Origin of the sequence: Cryobacterium luteum (assembly GCF_900110125.1) — a bacterium.
GTDB lineage: Bacteria > Actinomycetota > Actinomycetes > Actinomycetales > Microbacteriaceae > Cryobacterium > Cryobacterium luteum.
This window is the reverse complement of the sequence record NZ_FOCN01000012.1, coordinates 21,811-39,101: the sequence shown is the minus strand read 5'-3', so window position 1 is coordinate 39,101 and position 17,291 is coordinate 21,811. Positions and strand designations below refer to the sequence as shown.

15 protein-coding genes are annotated in these 17,291 nt (G+C 67.2%); 10 read left to right on the top strand and 5 right to left on the bottom strand.

Annotated elements, in window-relative coordinates; all coding sequences use genetic code 11:
* Positions 1-115 precede the first annotated feature (115 nt).
* The 4 genes from BMW72_RS12415 (at position 116) to BMW72_RS12400 (ending at position 4,781) form a co-directional block, all read left to right on the top strand.
* Positions 116-2,266, top strand: a complete 2,151-nt coding sequence (locus BMW72_RS12415; protein ID WP_092111009.1) for a RecQ family ATP-dependent DNA helicase — start codon at positions 116-118, stop codon at positions 2,264-2,266.
* Between the two features lie 176 nt (positions 2,267-2,442).
* The gene (locus BMW72_RS12410; protein WP_092111008.1) at positions 2,443-3,246 is read left to right on the top strand and encodes an amino acid ABC transporter substrate-binding protein; all 804 of its coding nucleotides are present in this window, start codon (positions 2,443-2,445) and stop codon (positions 3,244-3,246) included.
* Positions 3,247-3,256: 10 nt separating this feature from the next.
* Positions 3,257-3,925 carry an amino acid ABC transporter permease gene (locus BMW72_RS12405; protein WP_092111006.1) on the top strand — a complete coding sequence of 223 codons (669 nt, stop codon included), beginning with the start codon at positions 3,257-3,259 and terminating at the stop codon, positions 3,923-3,925.
* A complete protein-coding gene (locus BMW72_RS12400) occupies positions 3,912-4,781 on the top strand; it encodes an amino acid ABC transporter ATP-binding protein (protein ID WP_092111004.1) in 870 nt (289 codons plus the stop codon). Before BMW72_RS12405 ends, BMW72_RS12400 begins: the two co-directional genes overlap by 14 nt.
* Before the next feature lie 24 nt (positions 4,782-4,805).
* On the opposite strand, the gene BMW72_RS12395 is transcribed toward BMW72_RS12400, so the two are convergent.
* The 5 genes from BMW72_RS12395 to BMW72_RS12375 all read right to left on the bottom strand — a co-directional run bounded on the left by BMW72_RS12395 (position 4,806) and on the right by BMW72_RS12375 (position 10,717).
* The gene (locus BMW72_RS12395) at positions 4,806-5,102 is read right to left on the bottom strand and encodes a hypothetical protein (RefSeq protein WP_092111002.1); all 297 of its coding nucleotides are present in this window, start codon (positions 5,100-5,102) and stop codon (positions 4,806-4,808) included.
* Positions 5,099-5,428 carry a hypothetical protein gene (locus BMW72_RS12390; RefSeq protein ID WP_092111100.1) on the bottom strand — a complete coding sequence of 110 codons (330 nt, stop codon included), beginning with the start codon at positions 5,426-5,428 and terminating at the stop codon, positions 5,099-5,101. The genes BMW72_RS12395 and BMW72_RS12390 overlap by 4 nt, the downstream gene beginning before the upstream one ends.
* A gap of 343 nt (positions 5,429-5,771) precedes the next feature.
* The gene (locus tag BMW72_RS12385; protein WP_092110999.1) at positions 5,772-6,311 is read right to left on the bottom strand and encodes a 5' nucleotidase, NT5C type; all 540 of its coding nucleotides are present in this window, start codon (positions 6,309-6,311) and stop codon (positions 5,772-5,774) included.
* A 114-nt stretch (positions 6,312-6,425) separates the two neighbouring features.
* Positions 6,426-9,500: an AAA family ATPase gene (locus tag BMW72_RS12380; RefSeq protein WP_092110997.1), complete on the bottom strand. Its 3,075-nt coding sequence runs from the start codon at positions 9,498-9,500 to the stop codon at positions 6,426-6,428.
* Positions 9,497-10,717, bottom strand: coding sequence for an exonuclease SbcCD subunit D (locus BMW72_RS12375; RefSeq protein ID WP_092110995.1), 1,221 nt, complete (start codon positions 10,715-10,717; stop codon positions 9,497-9,499). The genes BMW72_RS12380 and BMW72_RS12375 overlap by 4 nt, the downstream gene beginning before the upstream one ends.
* 207 nt (positions 10,718-10,924) lie before the next feature.
* Between BMW72_RS12375 and BMW72_RS12370 the strand changes: the two genes are divergently transcribed.
* From BMW72_RS12370 to BMW72_RS12345, 6 genes are all read left to right on the top strand, one after another.
* Positions 10,925-11,713 carry a DeoR/GlpR family DNA-binding transcription regulator gene (locus BMW72_RS12370; RefSeq protein ID WP_092110993.1) on the top strand — a complete coding sequence of 263 codons (789 nt, stop codon included), beginning with the start codon at positions 10,925-10,927 and terminating at the stop codon, positions 11,711-11,713.
* A complete protein-coding gene (locus BMW72_RS12365) occupies positions 11,710-12,711 on the top strand; it encodes a 1-phosphofructokinase family hexose kinase (RefSeq protein WP_092110991.1) in 1,002 nt (333 codons plus the stop codon). Before BMW72_RS12370 ends, BMW72_RS12365 begins: the two co-directional genes overlap by 4 nt.
* Entirely contained in the window at positions 12,708-14,726 is a 2,019-nt protein-coding gene (locus tag BMW72_RS12360) for a PTS fructose transporter subunit IIABC (RefSeq protein WP_092110989.1), read from the top strand. The genes BMW72_RS12365 and BMW72_RS12360 overlap by 4 nt, the downstream gene beginning before the upstream one ends.
* Before the next feature lie 84 nt (positions 14,727-14,810).
* Positions 14,811-16,532 (top strand): phosphoenolpyruvate--protein phosphotransferase, encoded by a 1,722-nt coding sequence (gene ptsP / locus BMW72_RS12355; RefSeq protein WP_422386308.1) that lies wholly within the window; start codon positions 14,811-14,813, stop codon positions 16,530-16,532.
* Positions 16,533-16,573: 41 nt separating this feature from the next.
* A complete protein-coding gene (locus BMW72_RS12350; protein ID WP_092110985.1) occupies positions 16,574-16,852 on the top strand; it encodes an HPr family phosphocarrier protein in 279 nt (92 codons plus the stop codon).
* A 174-nt stretch (positions 16,853-17,026) separates the two neighbouring features.
* Complete coding sequence (locus tag BMW72_RS12345; protein ID WP_092111098.1) at positions 17,027-17,278, top strand: hypothetical protein; 252 nt, start codon at positions 17,027-17,029, stop codon at positions 17,276-17,278.
* Positions 17,279-17,291 lie beyond the last annotated feature (13 nt).

Genomic DNA, 17,291 nt, shown 5'->3' with positions numbered 1-17,291 from the left:
CCCAGCGGGATCAACACCATCGAAGCAATCCCAATTTCAGGCGGGGTCGATCGCTGCTGCCGTCATCACCAGACCAGCGAATAGGAGTGTCGGCGGCATCTGGCACCCTTGAAGGATGACCGACACCCGCGCATCCGCTCTGGCCATTCTGCGCACCCTGGTGGGGCAGGGCGACGCCGATTTTCATACCGGTCAGTACGAGGCCATCGAAACCCTCGTCGACCACCGCCGCCGCGCGCTCGTGGTGCAGCGCACCGGGTGGGGCAAATCGGCCGTGTATTTTGTGGCCACCCTGCTGCTGCGTCGTCAGGGCGCCGGCCCGACCATTCTGGTCTCGCCGCTGCTGGCCCTCATGCGCGACCAGGTCGCCGCCGCGGCCCGCGCCGGCGTGCGGGCGGTGTCGATCAACTCGTCGAACGCCCACGAATGGACCGACGTGCTGCGGCAGCTCGACGCCGACGAGGTCGATGTGCTTCTGGTGTCGCCGGAGCGACTGAACAACCCGTCCTTTCGCGATGAGCAGCTGCCCGCGCTGATCGCTCGGGTGGGCTTGCTCGTGGTTGATGAGGCGCACTGCATCTCCGACTGGGGCCACGATTTTCGCCCGGACTACCGCCGCTTGCGCGAGCTGATCGCGCAGATGCCGGCGGGCGTTCCCGTGCTCGCCACCACGGCGACCGCCAACAGCCGCGTGGTGCAGGATGTCGCGGAGCAGGTCGGCATGGTCGCGACCGGTGTCGACGGCGCTACCGTGGGCACAATGGGCACGGCCGAGGTCGTCACCATTCGCGGCCCGCTCGCTCGTTCCTCGCTGCGGCTCGGCGTGCTGCGACTGCCCGATTCGCGCGCCCGTCTGGCCTGGCTACTCAGCCACCTCGGCGAGCTGCCGGGCAGCGGCATCATCTACACCCTCACCGTGGCGGCCGCCGAGGACACCGCCCGGCTGCTGCGGGAAGCCGGCCACGCGGTGCGCGCCTATACCGGGCAGACCGACACGGCCGAACGTGAAGAATCCGAGGGGCTGCTCAAGTCCAACCAGGTCAAGGCGCTCATTGCGACGAGCGCGCTCGGCATGGGGTTCGACAAACCCGACCTCGGCTTCGTGCTGCACCTCGGGGCTCCCTCATCCCCGGTGGCCTACTACCAGCAGGTCGGTCGCGCCGGCCGTGCCACCGCCTCGGCCGACGTGCTGCTGCTGCCCGGCGCCGAAGACGAGGCCATCTGGCACTATTTCGCCACTGCCTCGATGCCCAACCAGGCGAAGGCCCTCGCCGTGATCGGCGCGCTCGAAGCGGCCGGCGCTCCCCTGTCGACCCCGGCGCTGGAAGCCAGGGTCGACCTTCGGCGCACGCCGCTCGAACTGCTGCTGAAGGTGCTCGACGTCGACGGCGCCGTGCACCGGGTGAAAGGCGGCTGGCAGTCCACCGGGCAGCCCTGGGTCTACGACGAAGAACGCTACGAACGCATCGCGGCGGCCCGGCTCGGCGAGCAGCAAGCGATGCTCGAATTTGAAAGCACCACCGGCTGCCGCATGGAATTTCTGCAACGCTCCCTCGATGACGACACCGCCGTAGCCTGCGGTCGCTGCGACAACTGCCAGGGCATCTGGTATCCGAGTGATCTGGCCGAGGGGGCTGCGGTCACAGCCGCGAAGTCGCTCGACCGGGTCGGCGTCGCCATCGAGGTGCGCGCCCAGTGGCCCACCGGCATGAGCAGCCTCGGCGTCGCTGCCACGGGCAAAATCCCGCTCACCGAACGCGCCGAACCCGGCCGCGCGCTGGCCCGACTCACCGACCTCGGCTGGGGCGGTCCCCTGCGTGACCTGTTCGCGACCGGCCACGCGGATGCCGCAGCCCCGCCCGCCATGCTCGCCGCCTGTGTGCGTGTGCTGGCCGAGTGGGGGTGGGCCGAGCGCCCGGCGGCCATCGTCGGGATGCCGTCGCGGCGGCATCCGCTTCTCATCAATTCGGTGGCCCGTTCACTAGCCGAGGTCGGCCGGCTGCCGTGGCTCGGCGCACTCGACTGGGCGAATGGCGGCCCCACCGGCGAGCCCGGCGGCAACAGCGCCTACCGACTGTCGAGCGTTTGGGACCGCTTCACCGTCGGCCCCGAGCTGGCGTCGGCGCTCACCCCGTTCGCCGGGCGCCCCCTCCTGCTCATCGACGACCTCGCCGACAGCCGGTGGACTCTGACCGTGGCGGCCCGCGTGCTGCGCCGGCATGGCGCTTCGGCCGTGCTGCCGTTCACCCTGGCCCTGCGCTCGTAGCTCCTCGTCGCGCTTAACCGAAAACAGTGCATAACCGAAATAGTGCGTAACTGGAATATTTAGGGCTTGCGGCTCCTTGTTACCCTGAGTAGGCCGCCACCCGCGGCCTCCGCACACTCTGGGGCAGCACCCGCACGACCCGCGCTCGCTCCACCTAGATCGTTAGGCGTTCTTTCATGAAGCTCAGATTCATTCCGGCTGCCCTGCTCAGCGTCGTTGCGCTCACCCTCGCCGGCTGCTCCGCCCCGACCGCTGAGAGCGCGGCCGGCACCGACGACTCGCTGAGCAGCGTACTCGACTCCGGCACGCTCACCATCGGCACCGAGGGCACCTACCGGCCGTTCTCGTTCCACAAAGACGGTTCGGGCGACCTCACCGGCTATGACGTCGAGGTGGCGCGAGCCGTCGCCGCCGAACTCGGCGTTGTCGCCGTGTTCGAAGAAACCCAGTGGGACGGTATCTTCGCCGGCCTCACCGCGGGCCGCTGGGACACCATCGCCAACCAGGTGTCGATCACTCCGGAACGCCTTGAGGCGTACGAATTCTCCACGCCGTACACCTACTCGACCGGTGTCATCGTCGTTCCCGCCGACAACACGTCGATCACGTCGTTCGCGAGCCTCGACGGCCTGACCACAGCGCAGTCGCTCACCAGCAACTGGAACGCCCTCGCCACCGAGAGCGGCGCGACCGTCGAAGGCGTCGAGGGCTGGGCCCAGTCGGTCGCCCTGGTCGAACAGGGCCGGGTTGATGCCACGGTCAACGACAAACTGACCTTCCTCGACTACCAGAAGTCCTCCGGCGCAAAGAACTTGAAGATCGCCGCCGAAACCGAGGATCGCTCGGAGAGCGCCTTCGCCTTCGCGAAGGACGGCACTGCGCTGGCCGAAGCCGTGAGCGAAGCCCTCACGACCCTCAGCAGCGACGGAACGCTCGCCGAGCTCTCCGACAAGTACTTCGGCGCCGACGTCAGCCAGTGACGCTCATTTGATGATCCAGCCTGACTGGGAGTTGTTCGTCGACTCGCTCTGGCCGATGCTCGACGGCGCGGTACGCGGCACGATTCCGCTTGCCCTGATGTCGTTCGCGATCGGTCTCGCGCTCGCGCTCGTTCTCGCGCTCATGCGGCTGTCGGCGAAGCGCTGGCTGTCGGGCATAGCGCGCGGCTACATCTCGATCGTGCGCGGTACTCCGCTGCTTGTGCAGCTGTTCGTGATCTTCTACGGGCTGCCCTCGGTCGGCGTGACGATCGACCCGTGGCCGAGCGCGGTCGTCGCTTTCTCGATCAATGTCGGCGGGTACGCAGCGGAGGTCATCCGTGCCGCTATTCTCTCGGTGCCCAAAGGCCAGTGGGAAGCCGCCTACATGATCGGCATGTCGCACAGCCGTGCCCTCACCCGCATCATCCTGCCGCAGGCGGCCCGGGTGTCGGTGCCGCCGCTGTCGAACACGTTCATCAGCCTCGTCAAAGACACCTCGCTGGCGTCAGTGATTCTGGTCACCGAGCTGTTTCGTGAGGCGCAGCAGATAGCGGCTTTCAGTCAGGAATTCATGCTGATCTATTTGGAAGCAGCCCTCATCTACTGGGTCATCTGCCTGGTGCTGTCCACCGGGCAGGGTTTTCTTGAGAAGCGATTGGACCGTTATGTCGCCCGCTGATCTTTCACAACCGACCGGCCAAGGGGATGCCGCCGCATCCGCTTGGCTGCTGCGGGTTCGGGGCCTGCGGAAGAGTTTCGGCAGCAACCGGGTGCTGGAATCGGTGGACCTCACCGTGGGCCGCGGCCGCGTGCTCGCCCTGATCGGCCCCTCCGGCTCCGGCAAGACCACGATTTTGCGCTGCCTGAATGGGCTGGAACTGTCCGACGGCGGTACCATCGAGGTCGCCGCAGCGGTGAGTGGCGACCGGGCTGGGGCCGTCACGGCTACCGGTCGGGGTACCGCATCGCCCGCCACGGTAACCATCGACTTCGCCGCCAAGACCACGCCGAAGCAGCTCGCCGGCCTGCGCGACCGGTCGGCCATGGTCTTTCAGCACTACAACCTGTTTCCGCATAAAACCGTGCTGCAGAACGTGATCGAGGGTCCGGTCGTCGTGCAGCGTCGCCCGATCGCCGAGGTCACGACCGAGGCGCTCGCGCTGCTCGACCGGGTCGGCCTGACCGACAAGCAGGGCAGCTACCCGTTCGAACTCTCCGGCGGCCAGCAGCAGCGGGTGGGCATCGTTCGGGCCCTCGCACTGCGCCCACAGCTGCTGTTGTTCGACGAGCCGACCTCGGCCCTCGATCCGGAGCTTGTCGGCGATGTTCTCCGCCTGATCAAGGAGCTGGCCGACGAGGGCTGGAGCATGGTCATCGTCACCCACGAACTCGAATTCGCCCGCGAGGTCGCACACGAAATAGCCTTCGTAGACGGCGGCACCATCGTCGAGCGTGGCGACCCGAAACAACTGCTGCGGAACCCCAAGCAGGAACGCACCCGCCAGTTCCTGCACCGGCTGCTCCACCCGTTCTAGGGCGCAGCAGCCGGGGCGAGAAGCTTACGGGTGCGGCGTGATGATCACCACGGTGATGCGGTCGAGTCCCGGGCCGTAATGCCAGTAGATGCGGCCGGCCGTAGGCGTTCGGTGCTCAATGTAGGAGTCCCAAACGGCTTCCCCCTTCTTGCCGGCGAGAGACACGTACTTGTGTGAGCGCAACGCCGGGTCGTCGGGGTTCAATTGAAGCCGACCGAGTGCGGTGCGCACCCGTTTGAGACGGCCCACCAATTGTGGCTTCGTTTCGAGGATGGACAGTCCCGATGCTGCTTCTCTCGTGAGAAGGAGCGTGAAACTCATGATCGGGGCTCGGCCGATGCGGCAGACTCGTCGTCCGCGTGCTCCTCATCGGCGTAGCGGGTGAAGTCGCCACCCTCGCTGGTCTCTTCCTTACTGCTGTGTTCGAGGCCCCGCACCAGGGCGGCCCGGATGCCCTCGTCGTCCCAGACCAGGAGCTCGCGGCGAGGTATGGACACGGGCGGGGTCAAAAGAATTTCGCCTTCAGCATTCACGGCGACGGCGTAACGATCATCGCGGTGCACTCCGGCTTTGCCGAAAGCCATGCGCGAACGCTCATCAGCGCTGACTTCGCCCATCGGAACGAAGTCCGATTTCAGTTCTGTCATCTTCTTCAGTTCCACCATCGTCTTCACCCAATCATCTGGTGGCCGGCACCCGTCCGGGTGGATTCCGGGACCGATGCGAGCCTGTCTGAAAGTGAGATTACCCCAGATTTACATGTGGGTAAACCCCTAGACAAAGAATTTGGACGAAGTGTGGTATCCCGCGCGCATTGCACAGGTTCAGGTGTCGCGCTCGCGAAATGGAAAGACCAGTCCGGTCGGCAGGGCGATCGGACTGGTCTAAGCACCATGAATATACCGAATGCCCCGCACGTGATCAAGATCCCAATTCACTCGTTTTCTTACCAGAATCGCGAAATTAGGTTAGGGGCACTTGAACTCACGATCACGGTGTCAGCGCCGCGCCACCGTGGAGCGCCCGTCGGCGCAGCGAGCGGGAGGAGAACTCCGGGCGCGGTGCGCTCTCGGCGCGTTCCAGCAGGTAGCGCGTCACCGTATTCCAATCAGGAAAGAGCGGGGACAGAAACTTGATCAGCTCGCCCTCGAACCGGTCAGCACCGATGGCCGACCCGTCATCGACCAAAAAGTCGCCCCGGTTGAGATGCTTGTGGTGCGAGAGAATGAGGCGTTTGTAGGCCGGGCCACCGACATCCGCTCCGAGATGTTCCTGCACCCACTCGAGCTTGTGCTGCCAGGCAGTCGCGTTACCCCACGGGGCCATCGACAGGATGTAGGTGTCGAACGAGCGGGCGAGAGTGTGAAACGCGTCGATAGCGCCACTGATCGGCTCCATCCGGGCGAAAATTCCGGGTACTTCATCGAGCCGCTTCTCGTAGCGGATGTACTCGGCGTTGGTGAGTCGGTCGATTCCCGACTGCACGTTGACGAGGGTGTTGTCGAGGTCGATGTAGAGGATCTTTTTCATTCGGTCTCCCTGGCGCGGCTCGCTTCGTTGAGGCAACGTTCCGATGGTGACAGGCTCGCCCCGGATCGGCAATGCCTGCGGTCAACCCCATCAGTCCACCCGCCGCCCCCAGGGTCAGGCGCCGGCCGAATCGGCCTCAATTCGGCTGTGGCCCTGGTCGGTCACCGAGATGCGCAGCGTGGCCGGAATCTGTTCCTTCATGGAGTCGACGTGGCTGATCAGGCCGATCGTGCGGCCACCGGCGCGCAGGGTGTCGAGGGTGCCCATGGCGGTCTCGAGGGTCTCGCTGTCGAGCGAGCCGAAGCCCTCATCAACGAACAGGGTATCGAGCGTGATCCCGCCCGCCTGCCCGGACACCACCTCAGCCAGGCCGAGCGCGAGGGCGAGGGAGGCGAGGAATGTCTCACCTCCCGACAACGAGTGCGTCGCCCGCGCGCGACCGGTGAACCCGTCTCGGATCATCAGGCCCAAACCGGAGCGCGCGCCACCCTTCACCCGGGAGTCATCGTGTTCGAGTGCGTAGCGTCCGCTCGTCATCGTCCGCAGCCGCAGGTTGGCCGCCACGACAATCTCTTCCAGCTGGGCGGCCAGCACGTAGGTTTCCAACCGCATCCGCTTGGTGTTCGGTTCGTCACCCTGCATGACGTCGGCCAGCTGACGCACCTGGGAGTGCACGTTCAATAAGTCAGCGGATGCTGCGAATCTCGTCGCGACCTGCCGCACGAGTTGCGTGAGCTGACCGGCCCGTTCGGTGAGCGAGCCGTGCGCGCTCACCGCCGCATCGCGCGCGCTGCTGGCGGAGTCGAACGCCCGCAGGGACGGCTCGATATCGACCGGTTCCCACGCAAGATCGACCAGCTCAGGATGGGCCGCTGCCGCTCGCGCTGCTGCACGCTCGTCGTCATAGGAGCGCACGACGGTCTCTAAGCGTGCGATCTCCCTCTCATCCCGCCGCGCCGCGACGGCCGTCTGCTCGTCGTCGAAGCCTTCTTCCTCCAGCTGACCGTCACGCTGGCGAGTTGCGGCATCGGTGGCCGCGGCGCGTTGCCGGCTGAGATCTTGCGCGCCGTCGAGTGCGCGCGCACAGGCCAGCTGCTGCTGCAGGGCGAGAACCTGGTCGGTCACGCTGTCGCACTCGCCGCGCTGCGCTCCCACGCGTGCAGCGAGCAGGTCGCGCAGCCCGGAGCGCACGCTGTGCGTGTCGGACGCGGAATCGCGTGACACTCGGGCGGCCAGCACCGCTGCCTGGGCCAGGGTCAGGCCGTGCCGGAGGTCGGCCTGATTCTGCCGAAGCCCCTCGACCAGACCGGCCGCCGTGCGTGCGGTCGCCAACCGAGTGGCCGCGGCAGCGCGGTCAGCACGAAACTCATCGACACTGCGTTGCCCGGCCAGCGCCTGCGCCTGCGCGAGCCGATTCGTGAGGGCGGCCGCGGTCTCCTGGGCGTCGGCCAGTTGCTGCTGCCATTCCTGCAGCTGGTCACGGGCCGTACTGAGGTCGGCCGCAGTCACCAGCCCCTCCTGGGCTGCCGCCGGTGCGGGGTGTTCGATGGACCCGCAGACCGCACACGCGGCACCATCCACGAGGTACCCGGCAAGTTCCGACGCCTGCCCGGCAATGCGCCGGGCCACGAGCACCTCGTAGTCGATGGCGGCCGCCGCATTATCGCGACTGCGGCCCAGCAGGTGCTCGTTCGCCCCGATCAACCCGGCCAGTACGAACACGACGTCTTCGGCGGCCGCGAGCCCGGCGTCGGCCCGGTGAACGGCTTCCTCAGCGTCGGTCTCACCGGCGGCGGTGACGGTCGCTGCCGCGAGCTGCACGCCGACGAAATCGATCTGCTGGGGCAGATCATCGAGTCGCTGCTGGGCACGCTTCAGGTCATCCGTGTGACCGGCGAGCAGATCGAACAACGTCGTGATTTCATGGTCAAGGGCCGGAAGTCGCTTCTCCTCCTCGAGCACCTCGGCGAGCGCTCCGAGCCGTCTCACGAGGGCATCCATGATCGGGCCCAGCGCCGACTCGGAGCCTGCCGGCGCAGCCGCGTCGCTCGCGCTGGCACCATTCGCACCGGCACCGCTCGCACTGACACCATTCGCACTGGCACCAATCGCACCGCCACCATGTGCACCGACACCATGTGCACGCAACGACACGTCGAACGAAAGCCAGGCCGCCCGGGCCAGGGATTCGTCGGCCAGAGCCGCCTGCCAGGCGAGAGTCGCCGCCCGGCTGGCGCGAATGTGCGGCCAGACCCGCGCCGCCCGCGCGGCGTGGCGCAGCGTATCGCGCTGGTCGTCGACCTCGCCAGACCGGGTGTCGAGGGTCGCCAGAGTGGACTCGGCGAGGGCACGCCTGGCCTGACGCCGCTGCGTCTCGGTGGCCGCTCGGTGCTGGACCGTCGCTTCGGCCAGCGTCGCCGCCGCGGCTTCCGCGTCGTGCGCGGCGAGGTCGACCTCGCGATTCAGGCCGTCGAGTGCGCCCCGAAACCAGCCGAGGTCGGGCTCGACTGGCAGCACGGAGAGTCGCAGCTGGTGCATGGCTGCGGTGGCATGCTCAGCGACATCGCGCTGAACGGCAGCGAGACTCTCGTCGAGAGATTTGCGGCGCGTGATCAGCGCGGACTCCAACTGTTCGAAGCGGGTGGTGCCAAACAGTGTGCGCAGCACCGCACGACGTTCCTCGGTTTTGGCCAACAGGAAGTACTGGAACCGGTTTTGAGCGAGCAGGATCACCTGGAGGAATTGGTCGGCCTTCAAGGGCAGGATGGTGCTCAGTTCGAGGCCGACTTCTCGGGGCTTGGCCGCAATACCCCGCCATTCCCCGCCCTGGCGAAGCTGCAGCACAGCCGTCGGCGCCGCGCTGGTCGTTCCGGTACCGTTCTTCTTCGCTCGCTCATATTTCGGGCTGCGCAGCAGCCGGTAGTCCCGCCCGCGCAGGCTGAAGTCGAGTTCGACGAAGGTGGGATCATCGGGCTCGCAGTAGTCGCTGCGCAACCGCTGCTCGGTGTCGGTGAAACGCGGTACCTGGTCATAGAGGGCGAAACAGATTGCGTCGAGGATGCTGGACTTGCCGGCGCCGGTCTTGCCCGTGATGAGAAAGATTCCGTCGGAGTCGAACCGCTCGAAATCGACGATCTGCTCGTTCTTGAAGGGGCCGAACCCGGCCAGACGCAGGCGCTTGATCTTCATGCGTTTGCCTCTTTCGCGCCCTGTTCGGTTTGCAGCTGCGCGATCAGTGCGCTCTCGAATTCGGAGGGCCCGACCCCGTTGCGCACGAACGACAGGAACCCCGCCACGATCTCTGCATCACTGGTGGCGGCACGTATCCGCTCGGCGTAGGTAGAGCCATCCGCTTCGAGCGTGATCGTCGGCCGGTGCTCGAGCGCCACGCAGTGCGCGAATCTGGTCTGCATTGATCGCATGGCATCGAGCGGGCGCACCTGGTCGGTGAGGATGGCCTTCACCCAGTCGCCCTCGGTGCCGGCGAGGGTCTCATCGGCGAGCAGCGTGGCGAGTTCGCCGGTGAGCACCGTGAGTCGGCGTGGCACGGGCAGGTCGATCCACTCAACGGTCGCGTGGGTACCGTCTTCAGTGGCACCGAGGCCCGCGGCACCGAGTTCGACCAGCCAGGCCCCACGCGGCTTGCCGACCTCGGAGAAGGAATAGTGCAGGGGCGCGCCGGAGTAACGAACCCGCTCGGTCAGGGTGGCCCGTCCGTGAATGTGGCCGAGCGCGACGTAGTCGCAGCCGTCGAAGACACCGACTGGCACGACGTCGAGCCCGCCGGCGGTGATATCGCGCTCGACATCGCTCGCCTCGGCGGCCGGCGCCACTCCGGCCGCGAAGCAGTGCGAGAGCACGACGCTGCGGCCGCCGCGGGCAGATAGGGAACCGAGGGTGAGGTTGCGCAGTGCCAGATCCGCTCGAATACGCGTCATGGCGAAGTTCAGCACCTGCTCGTGCGTCTTGAGCGGCACATCGGGGTGCAAATGGCGAATGAGCACGGGCTCCAGATAGGGAATGCCGTAGAAATATACCGGGCCGTGCTCGTCGGTGATGGTGATCGGTTCGAGGTATTGCTCGGGCCCGGTCACAACGTGAATGCCGGCCAGGGCCGCCCACTCCGACTGAAAGCCGAGCCGGGTCGCCGAGTCGTGATTGCCGCTCGTCATGACAACGGATGCCCCGGCCTCTTTAAGGCGCCGCAGCGTGCCGGTCAGCAGCGCGTAGCCCTCTTTCGAGGGTATGGCCGAGTCGAACACGTCGCCCGCCACAGCCACCACGTCGACGCCGCGGTCACGCACGATCTCCACCAGGGCGTCCAGCACGATGCCGAGGTGCTCAAGCGTGGAGTGGGTGTGGAAGGTGCGCCCGATGTGCCAGTCCGAGGTGTGCAAAATCTTCATGCTCTCGACGCTACCGGGATGCACCGACAGTACTGACCGGCAGAGCCGACCGACAGCATCCGCTTTACCTGACCGCCGCTGCCAACCGCAGACCGAGCCCCGTTATTCTTTGTTTATCTTCTATTTCTTGACAAACAAAAATAAACACAGCTAAAGTCAGTTGAAACAACTTCTTGTGACAACGTCACTCATCGACGAGGAGGCATCGTGTTCGCCGAAGAACGTCAACTCTTGATCGCCGCGCTCGTGGCAACCCAGGGCCGGGTCACCGTGACCGACCTCGCCGCGCGATTCGCCATCACCGCCGAGACCGTCCGCCGCGACCTCGACACCCTCGAAGCCGCCCGCCAGCTGCGCCGCGTCCACGGCGGCGCCGTCGCCATCGACCGCCTGAGCCTGTCTGAACCGAGCCTCGACGAACGCCAGACGCAGCGTCTCGACGAGAAGTCGCGCATTGCCGACGCCGCCATGCGCATGATTCCCGCGAGCCGCACCGGTTCCATCGTGCTCGACGCCGGAAGCACCACCGAGCGTCTCGCCGACCGTCTCGCCGGCTGGACGCCAGCCGTCACCGGCGACTCGCTGCTCGTTATCACCAATGCGGTTCCGATCGCCGGCAAGCTCTCCCGCAACGAGACGATCCAACTGCACATCCTCGGTGGGCGTGTACGCGGACTCACCAGTGCCATCGTCGGCGCCGGCACCGTCGCGCAGCTCGAGGCGCTCCGCCCCGACATCGCATTCATCGGCACCAACGGCATCAGCGCGAGTTTCGGGCTCAGCACCCCCGACTCGGTTGAAGCGGCCGTCAAATCGGCCATCGTCACGTCGGCCCGCCGCGTCGTCGTGCTCGCCGATTCCAGCAAGCTCGACCAGGAGACGCTCGTCTGCTTTGCCGCCCTCGCCGATATCGACACTTTGATAACGGATGCTGCGCCCTCCGCGCAGCTCGCCGCAGCCCTCGCCGCAGCCGACGTCGACGTGGTGATCGCATGATCGTCACCCTGACCCCCAACCCAAGCCTCGACCGCACCATCGAGCTGGCCGGCCCGCTCGAGCGCGGCGAGGTACAGCGTGCGGTCGCCGCCCACGGCGAGCCGGGCGGCAAGGGCGTCAACATCTGCCGCGCCCTGGAAGCGAGCGGCATCGAAAGCCTCGCCATTCTGCCCGGAGACCCCGACGACCCGGTGCTGCTGGCCCTGACCAGCCACCACATTCCGCACCTCGGCCTGCCGATCGGAGCACCGCTCCGCAGCAACGTCGCGATCACCGAACCCGACGGCACCACGACCAAGCTCAACGAACCCGGTCCGGTGTTGACGCTCGCCCAGCAGGATGCCCTCGTCGCCCTCGTGCTGGAACAGTCGGTCGGCGCGAGCTGGCTCGTACTGGCCGGATCGGTGCCGCCGGGCGTGCCCGACGACTTCTACGCGCGGATCATTCGCGAGCTGCGCGCTCGGCTCGGCAGCCAGGCACCCCGGGTGGCCGTGGATTCCTCGGGCGGCCCGCTCGCCGCCGCCGCACTGGCCCACCCCGACCTGCTCAAGCCCAACGCCGAGGAACTCGCCGAACTGAGCGGACTCTTCGACGGTGACACCCTCGAGGCGAACCCCGACCTGGTCGTGGACGCGGCGCGCGTTCTCATCGCCGGCGGCGTCGGAGCCGTGCTGGCCACCCTCGGCGCGAAGGGCGCCGTGCTCGTCACCGCCGGCGGCAGTTGGCTCGCCACCACTCCCCCGATGCTCGCCGTCAGCACCGTCGGCGCCGGCGACTCCGCCCTCGCCGGCTACCTGTTGCAAAGCAACCTCGGCGCGAGCGCCCCCGACTGCCTGCGCCAGGCCGCCGCTCACGGCGCCGCCGCAGCCTCCCTGCCCGGTTCCACCGTTCCCGCCCTGCACCAAACCAACCCCAGCGCCGTCACTGTGACGGACCTTGCCCCAGAATCGGTCCCCCGGCCGGTGCTGGCCACACATCCAAAGGAGGATGACCAGTGAGTGCACTGATTACCCCGGAGCTTGTCGCTCTGGACACCCATCTCGGTACCGAGCCGAAAGATGTCATTCGACACCTGGCCGAGCTCGTCGTCGCGGCCGGCCGCGCGACCGAATTCGACAGCCTCTACGCGGATGCCCTCGCTCGCGAGGCGAAGACCGCCACCGGCATTCCGGGGGGCCTCGCCATCCCGCACTGCCGCTCCACCGCCGTGCTCGAACCCACCCTCGCGCTGGCCCGCCTGTCGACCCCGGTCGATTTCGGATCCAAGGACGGCCCGGCCGACCTTGTCTTTCTCATCGCCGCGCCCGACGGTGCCGACCAGGAGCACCTGAAGATTCTGGCCAAGCTCGCCCGGTCGCTCATGAAGAAGGACTTCACCGCAGCCCTGCGGTCCGCGTCGACCGCAGAGCAGATCGTCGAGCTGGTGAACAAAGTCGTCGCCCCGGTTGCCGTTGTCGCGGGCGCCCACGCCAGCGACAATGCCAGTGACAACGCGAACACCGGCACCGGCCCGGCTGCGAGCGGCGTGAAGCGCATTGTCGCCGTCACCGCCTGCCCGACCGGAATCGCCCACACCTATATGGCGGCCGACTCCCTCGTGGCCGCGGCCAAGGCCGTCGGAGTCGACCTGCAGGTCGAGACCCAGGGCTCGGCCGGCCTCACCCCGCTCGACCCCGCCGTGATCGCCGCGGCCGACGCCGTCATCTTCGCCGTCGACGTCGACGTGCGCGGTCGGGAACGCTTTGCCGGCCTGCCCGTCATCAACGCCCCGGTCAAGCGCGGCATCGACGAACCCGAACGGTTGATCGAGGAAGCCCTCGCCGCCGCGCTCAATCCGAACTCCCGTCGGGTCAGCGGCTCCGCTGACCAGAGTGGCGCGTCGGAGGAGAAGAGCGAGCACCTGGGCCAGAAGCTCAAGCGCGCGCTGCTCACCGGCGTCAGCTACATGATTCCGTTCGTCGCCGGCGGAGGCCTGCTCATCGCCCTCGGCTTTCTGCTCGGCGGTTACCAGATCACGGATGTGGCCGACAAAGTCGTGCTGGACAACAGCCTGTTCAACCTGCCCGACGGCGGTCTCCTCACCTACCTCGGGGCCGTCTTCTTCAAGATCGGCCAATTGTCGATGGGTTTCCTGGTTCCCGCGCTGGCCGGCTATATCGCCTTCGCCATCGCCGACCGCCCCGGCATCGCCCCTGGCTTCGTCGCCGGCGCCGTCGCCGGATTCATGGATGCCGGGTTCCTCGGCGGCATCGTCGGCGGTCTGCTCGCCGGTGTCGTGGCCGCGAGCTTCGCCAAGCTCAGCGTTCCGCGTTGGCTGCGCAGCCTGATGCCCGTCGTGATCATTCCCCTCATCGCGTCGATCGTCGCCTCCGGTTTGATGTTCATCGTGCTCGGTGGGCCGATCGCCCTGCTCACCATCGGGCTGGGTGACTGGCTGACCGGCATGACCGGAGCATCCGCTGTGATTCTCGGTGTCATCCTCGGCCTCATGATGGCCTTCGACCTCGGCGGACCGGTCAACAAGGTCGCCTATGCCTTCGCCGTCACTGGCCTCGGCACAGCAACCCTCGCCAACCAGGCTCCGTGGCAGATCATGGCCGCGGTCATGGCTGCGGGCATGGTGCCGCCGCTCGCGATGGCCCTCGCCACCGTGGTCGACAAGAAGCTTTTCAGCGTGACCGAGCGCGAGAACGGTAAGGCTGCCTGGCTGCTCGGCGCATCCTTCATCACCGAGGGCGCCATTCCGTTCGCCGCCGCCGACGTGTTCCGGGTGATTCCGGCCGCCATGCTCGGTGCCGCCGTCACCGGTGGCCTGTCGATGGCCTGGAACGTCACGAGCCAGGCGCCGCACGGCGGCGTGTTCGTGTTCTTCGCCATCGACAACTTCTGGTTGTTCCTGCTCGCGATCGTGATCGGTACGCTGGTATCGGCGTTCGCCGTTGTCGGCCTGAAGCGCTTCGCGGTGCGCAAGCGCCCGGTTGATGCACCGGAGGCCGCTCTCGTCAACGCCTGATCCGAGACCAGCACCGCAGTTCCGCAGTACAGTGACGCCAGCCGAACGCTGGGAATAAAGGAATCGAGAACGATCGTGCAGACGCTGTCAGGCAAGGCCAGTACCGACCAGGCTGAAACCGGCCGCACCTTCGCCGGAGTCGGCGTCAGCCCCGGTCGCATCATCGGCTCGATCCTGTTGATGCCCAAACCCGTCCGCGAGCCCGCGGTGGGTGAGCGACTGGCCGAGGGCACCGCACCGGACGACGCATCCGCTGCACTGCGCACCGCTGCCAAAGCCGTGCAGACCAACCTCACGGCCCGCTCGGCCGGCGCCTCGGGCGCCGGTCGGGAGGTGCTCGAGGCCACGGCCCTGATGGCGAACGACCCGATGCTGGTCAAGGCCGCCGTCAAGCTCATCACCAACGGAGCCTCCGCCGAGCGGGCCATCTGGGACGCAGCGGCGTCGGTGGCTGAGATGCTGCACAACCTCGGCGGCTACATGGCCGAGCGCGCGACCGACGTGCTCGACGTGCGCGGCCGCATCGTCGCCGAGCTGCGCGGCGTTCCGGCCCCCGGCATCCCCTATTCCGACACCCCGTTCATTCTGGTCGGCGAGGACCTCGCCCCGGCCGATACCGCCACCCTCGACCCGGCCAAGGTGCTCGCTCTCGTCACGTCGAGCGGCGGACCGCAGTCACACACGGCCATTATCGCTCGTGCCCTCGGTTTGCCGGCCGTGGTCGCCGCCGCCGGGGTTGACGGCCTCACCGACGGCACCCTCGTTTTCGTCGACGGGGCTGCCGGAACCGTTCGGGTCGACCCTGGCGCCGACGAGTTCGCCCTCGCCAAGGCGTGGGAGACAACGACTGCGGCCCTCGCCGTGTTCGACGGCACCGGGCGGCTGAAAGACGGCCACCTCGTTCCTTTGCTCTCCAACGTGGGCGGTGCCAAGGATGCGGTGAAAGCCGCAGCGGCCGGCGCCCAGGGTGTCGGGCTGCTGCGCACCGAGTTCTGCTTTCTCGAACGTGACACGGAGCCCACCATTGCCGAACAGGTCGAGGCGTACCGCGGCGTGTTCGACGCTTTTCCCGGCAAGAAGGTCGTCGTGCGCACCCTCGACGCCGGCGCCGACAAGCCGCTGCCGTTCCTGACGGATGCCTCCGAGCCGAACCCGGCCCTCGGTGTGCGCGGTTACCGCACCGATTTCACCTCCCCCGGTGTGCTCGAGCGCCAGCTCGAAGCCATCGCGCAGGCCGCCGACGGCACCGAAGCCCAGGTCTGGGTGATGGCCCCGATGATCTCGACCGCCGAGGAGGCGAAGCACTTCGCCGGGCTCTGCGCCGCCGCTGGGCTCACAACGCCCGGCGTCATGGTCGAGGTTCCCTCGGCCGCGCTGACGGCGGCGAGCATTCTCGAACACGTAAACTTCGTCAGCCTCGGCACCAACGACCTCACCCAGTACGCCATGGCGGCCGACCGCCAGCTCGGCCCGCTCGCGGCTCTGAACACGCCGTGGCAGCCCGCCGTGCTGCAGCTGATTCGGCTGACCGTGGCCGGGTCACGCGACGAGGGCCACGACAAGCCGGTCGGCGTCTGCGGCGAGGCCGCGGCCGACCCGGCCCTCGCGGTCGTGCTGGTCGGCCTCGGCGTCTCGACGCTGTCGATGACCGCCCGGGCGCTCTCCGCCGTCGCCGCCGTACTGGCCAGCGTCACTCTCCCCGAAGCGCAGCAACTCGCCGCGCTGGCCCTGACCGCGCATTCAGCAACGGATGCCCGCCGCCTCGTTCGCGAAAAACTCCCCATACTCAATACGCTGGGTTTGTAACCGGCCATCCCGCATCCGCTCTGCCCACCCTGGAGGATCCCATGTCTGAACGAACCGCCGTCATCGCCAGCCGCGTCGGCCTGCACGCCCGTCCCGCCGGTATTTTCGTCGCCGCCGTCGGCGAGCTGCCGCTCGAAGTCACCATCGCCCTGGCCGGCGAACCCGCCGAGGACGCCATGGATGCGTCGAGCATCCTCTCGATCATGAGCCTCGGCGCCTCCAACGGCGACACCGTTGTGCTGCGGGCCGACGGAGAGGGCGCCGATGAGGCCCTCGACTCGCTCGTCAAGATTCTGGAAACCGACCTCGACGCCGAATAGTCGCCGCGCAGTTCGGTAAAGGTCTTTACCAGTCGCAACTGGGTACCTAAGCTAGGCAGATCGGCGGGCATCCATCCGGGTGCGAATCCGATCGGGGGAATCTTCCTGAAATCCCCGAGAATACCCCTGCGCGTGACGGAGAAGGACTCTACTGTGACCGAACGACAGACTTACCTGGGAAACGTCGAAACCAGCGCCAGCGAGGAAGCGCACACCATCAAGGATTGGGCCGATCTCGGCCAGGAGATGTGGTCGTATCTCACCGGCAAGGGCGCCGCCATCAACTACAGCTTCATCGACATGGTCGTCGAGGTTCCCCGCGATATCGGACCCGATGCACCCCGCGCCGTGTGGAAGCTCAACGGCACTCTGCGCGTCACCACGAGCGACGAGAAATCCCTCGGCTCCGATCCGTTCCGCGGCTAACCATGAGCTCCTC

What these genes read in the sequence shown, in the direction of transcription:
- BMW72_RS12415 (WP_092111009.1), top strand. Translation starts at nt 116, where the DNA reads ATGACCGACACCCGCGCATCCGCTCTGGCCATTCTGCGCACCCTGGTG.
- BMW72_RS12410 (WP_092111008.1), top strand. Translation starts at nt 2,443, where the DNA reads ATGAAGCTCAGATTCATTCCGGCTGCCCTGCTCAGCGTCGTTGCGCTC.
- BMW72_RS12405 (WP_092111006.1), top strand. Translation starts at nt 3,257, where the DNA reads ATGATCCAGCCTGACTGGGAGTTGTTCGTCGACTCGCTCTGGCCGATG.
- BMW72_RS12400 (WP_092111004.1), top strand. Translation starts at nt 3,912, where the DNA reads ATGTCGCCCGCTGATCTTTCACAACCGACCGGCCAAGGGGATGCCGCC.
- BMW72_RS12395 (WP_092111002.1), bottom strand. Translation starts at nt 5,102, where the DNA reads ATGAGTTTCACGCTCCTTCTCACGAGAGAAGCAGCATCGGGACTGTCC.
- BMW72_RS12390 (WP_092111100.1), bottom strand. Translation starts at nt 5,428, where the DNA reads ATGACAGAACTGAAATCGGACTTCGTTCCGATGGGCGAAGTCAGCGCT.
- BMW72_RS12385 (WP_092110999.1), bottom strand. Translation starts at nt 6,311, where the DNA reads ATGAAAAAGATCCTCTACATCGACCTCGACAACACCCTCGTCAACGTG.
- BMW72_RS12380 (WP_092110997.1), bottom strand. Translation starts at nt 9,500, where the DNA reads ATGAAGATCAAGCGCCTGCGTCTGGCCGGGTTCGGCCCCTTCAAGAAC.
- BMW72_RS12375 (WP_092110995.1), bottom strand. Translation starts at nt 10,717, where the DNA reads ATGAAGATTTTGCACACCTCGGACTGGCACATCGGGCGCACCTTCCAC.
- BMW72_RS12365 (WP_092110991.1), top strand. Translation starts at nt 11,710, where the DNA reads ATGATCGTCACCCTGACCCCCAACCCAAGCCTCGACCGCACCATCGAG.
- BMW72_RS12350 (WP_092110985.1), top strand. Translation starts at nt 16,574, where the DNA reads ATGTCTGAACGAACCGCCGTCATCGCCAGCCGCGTCGGCCTGCACGCC.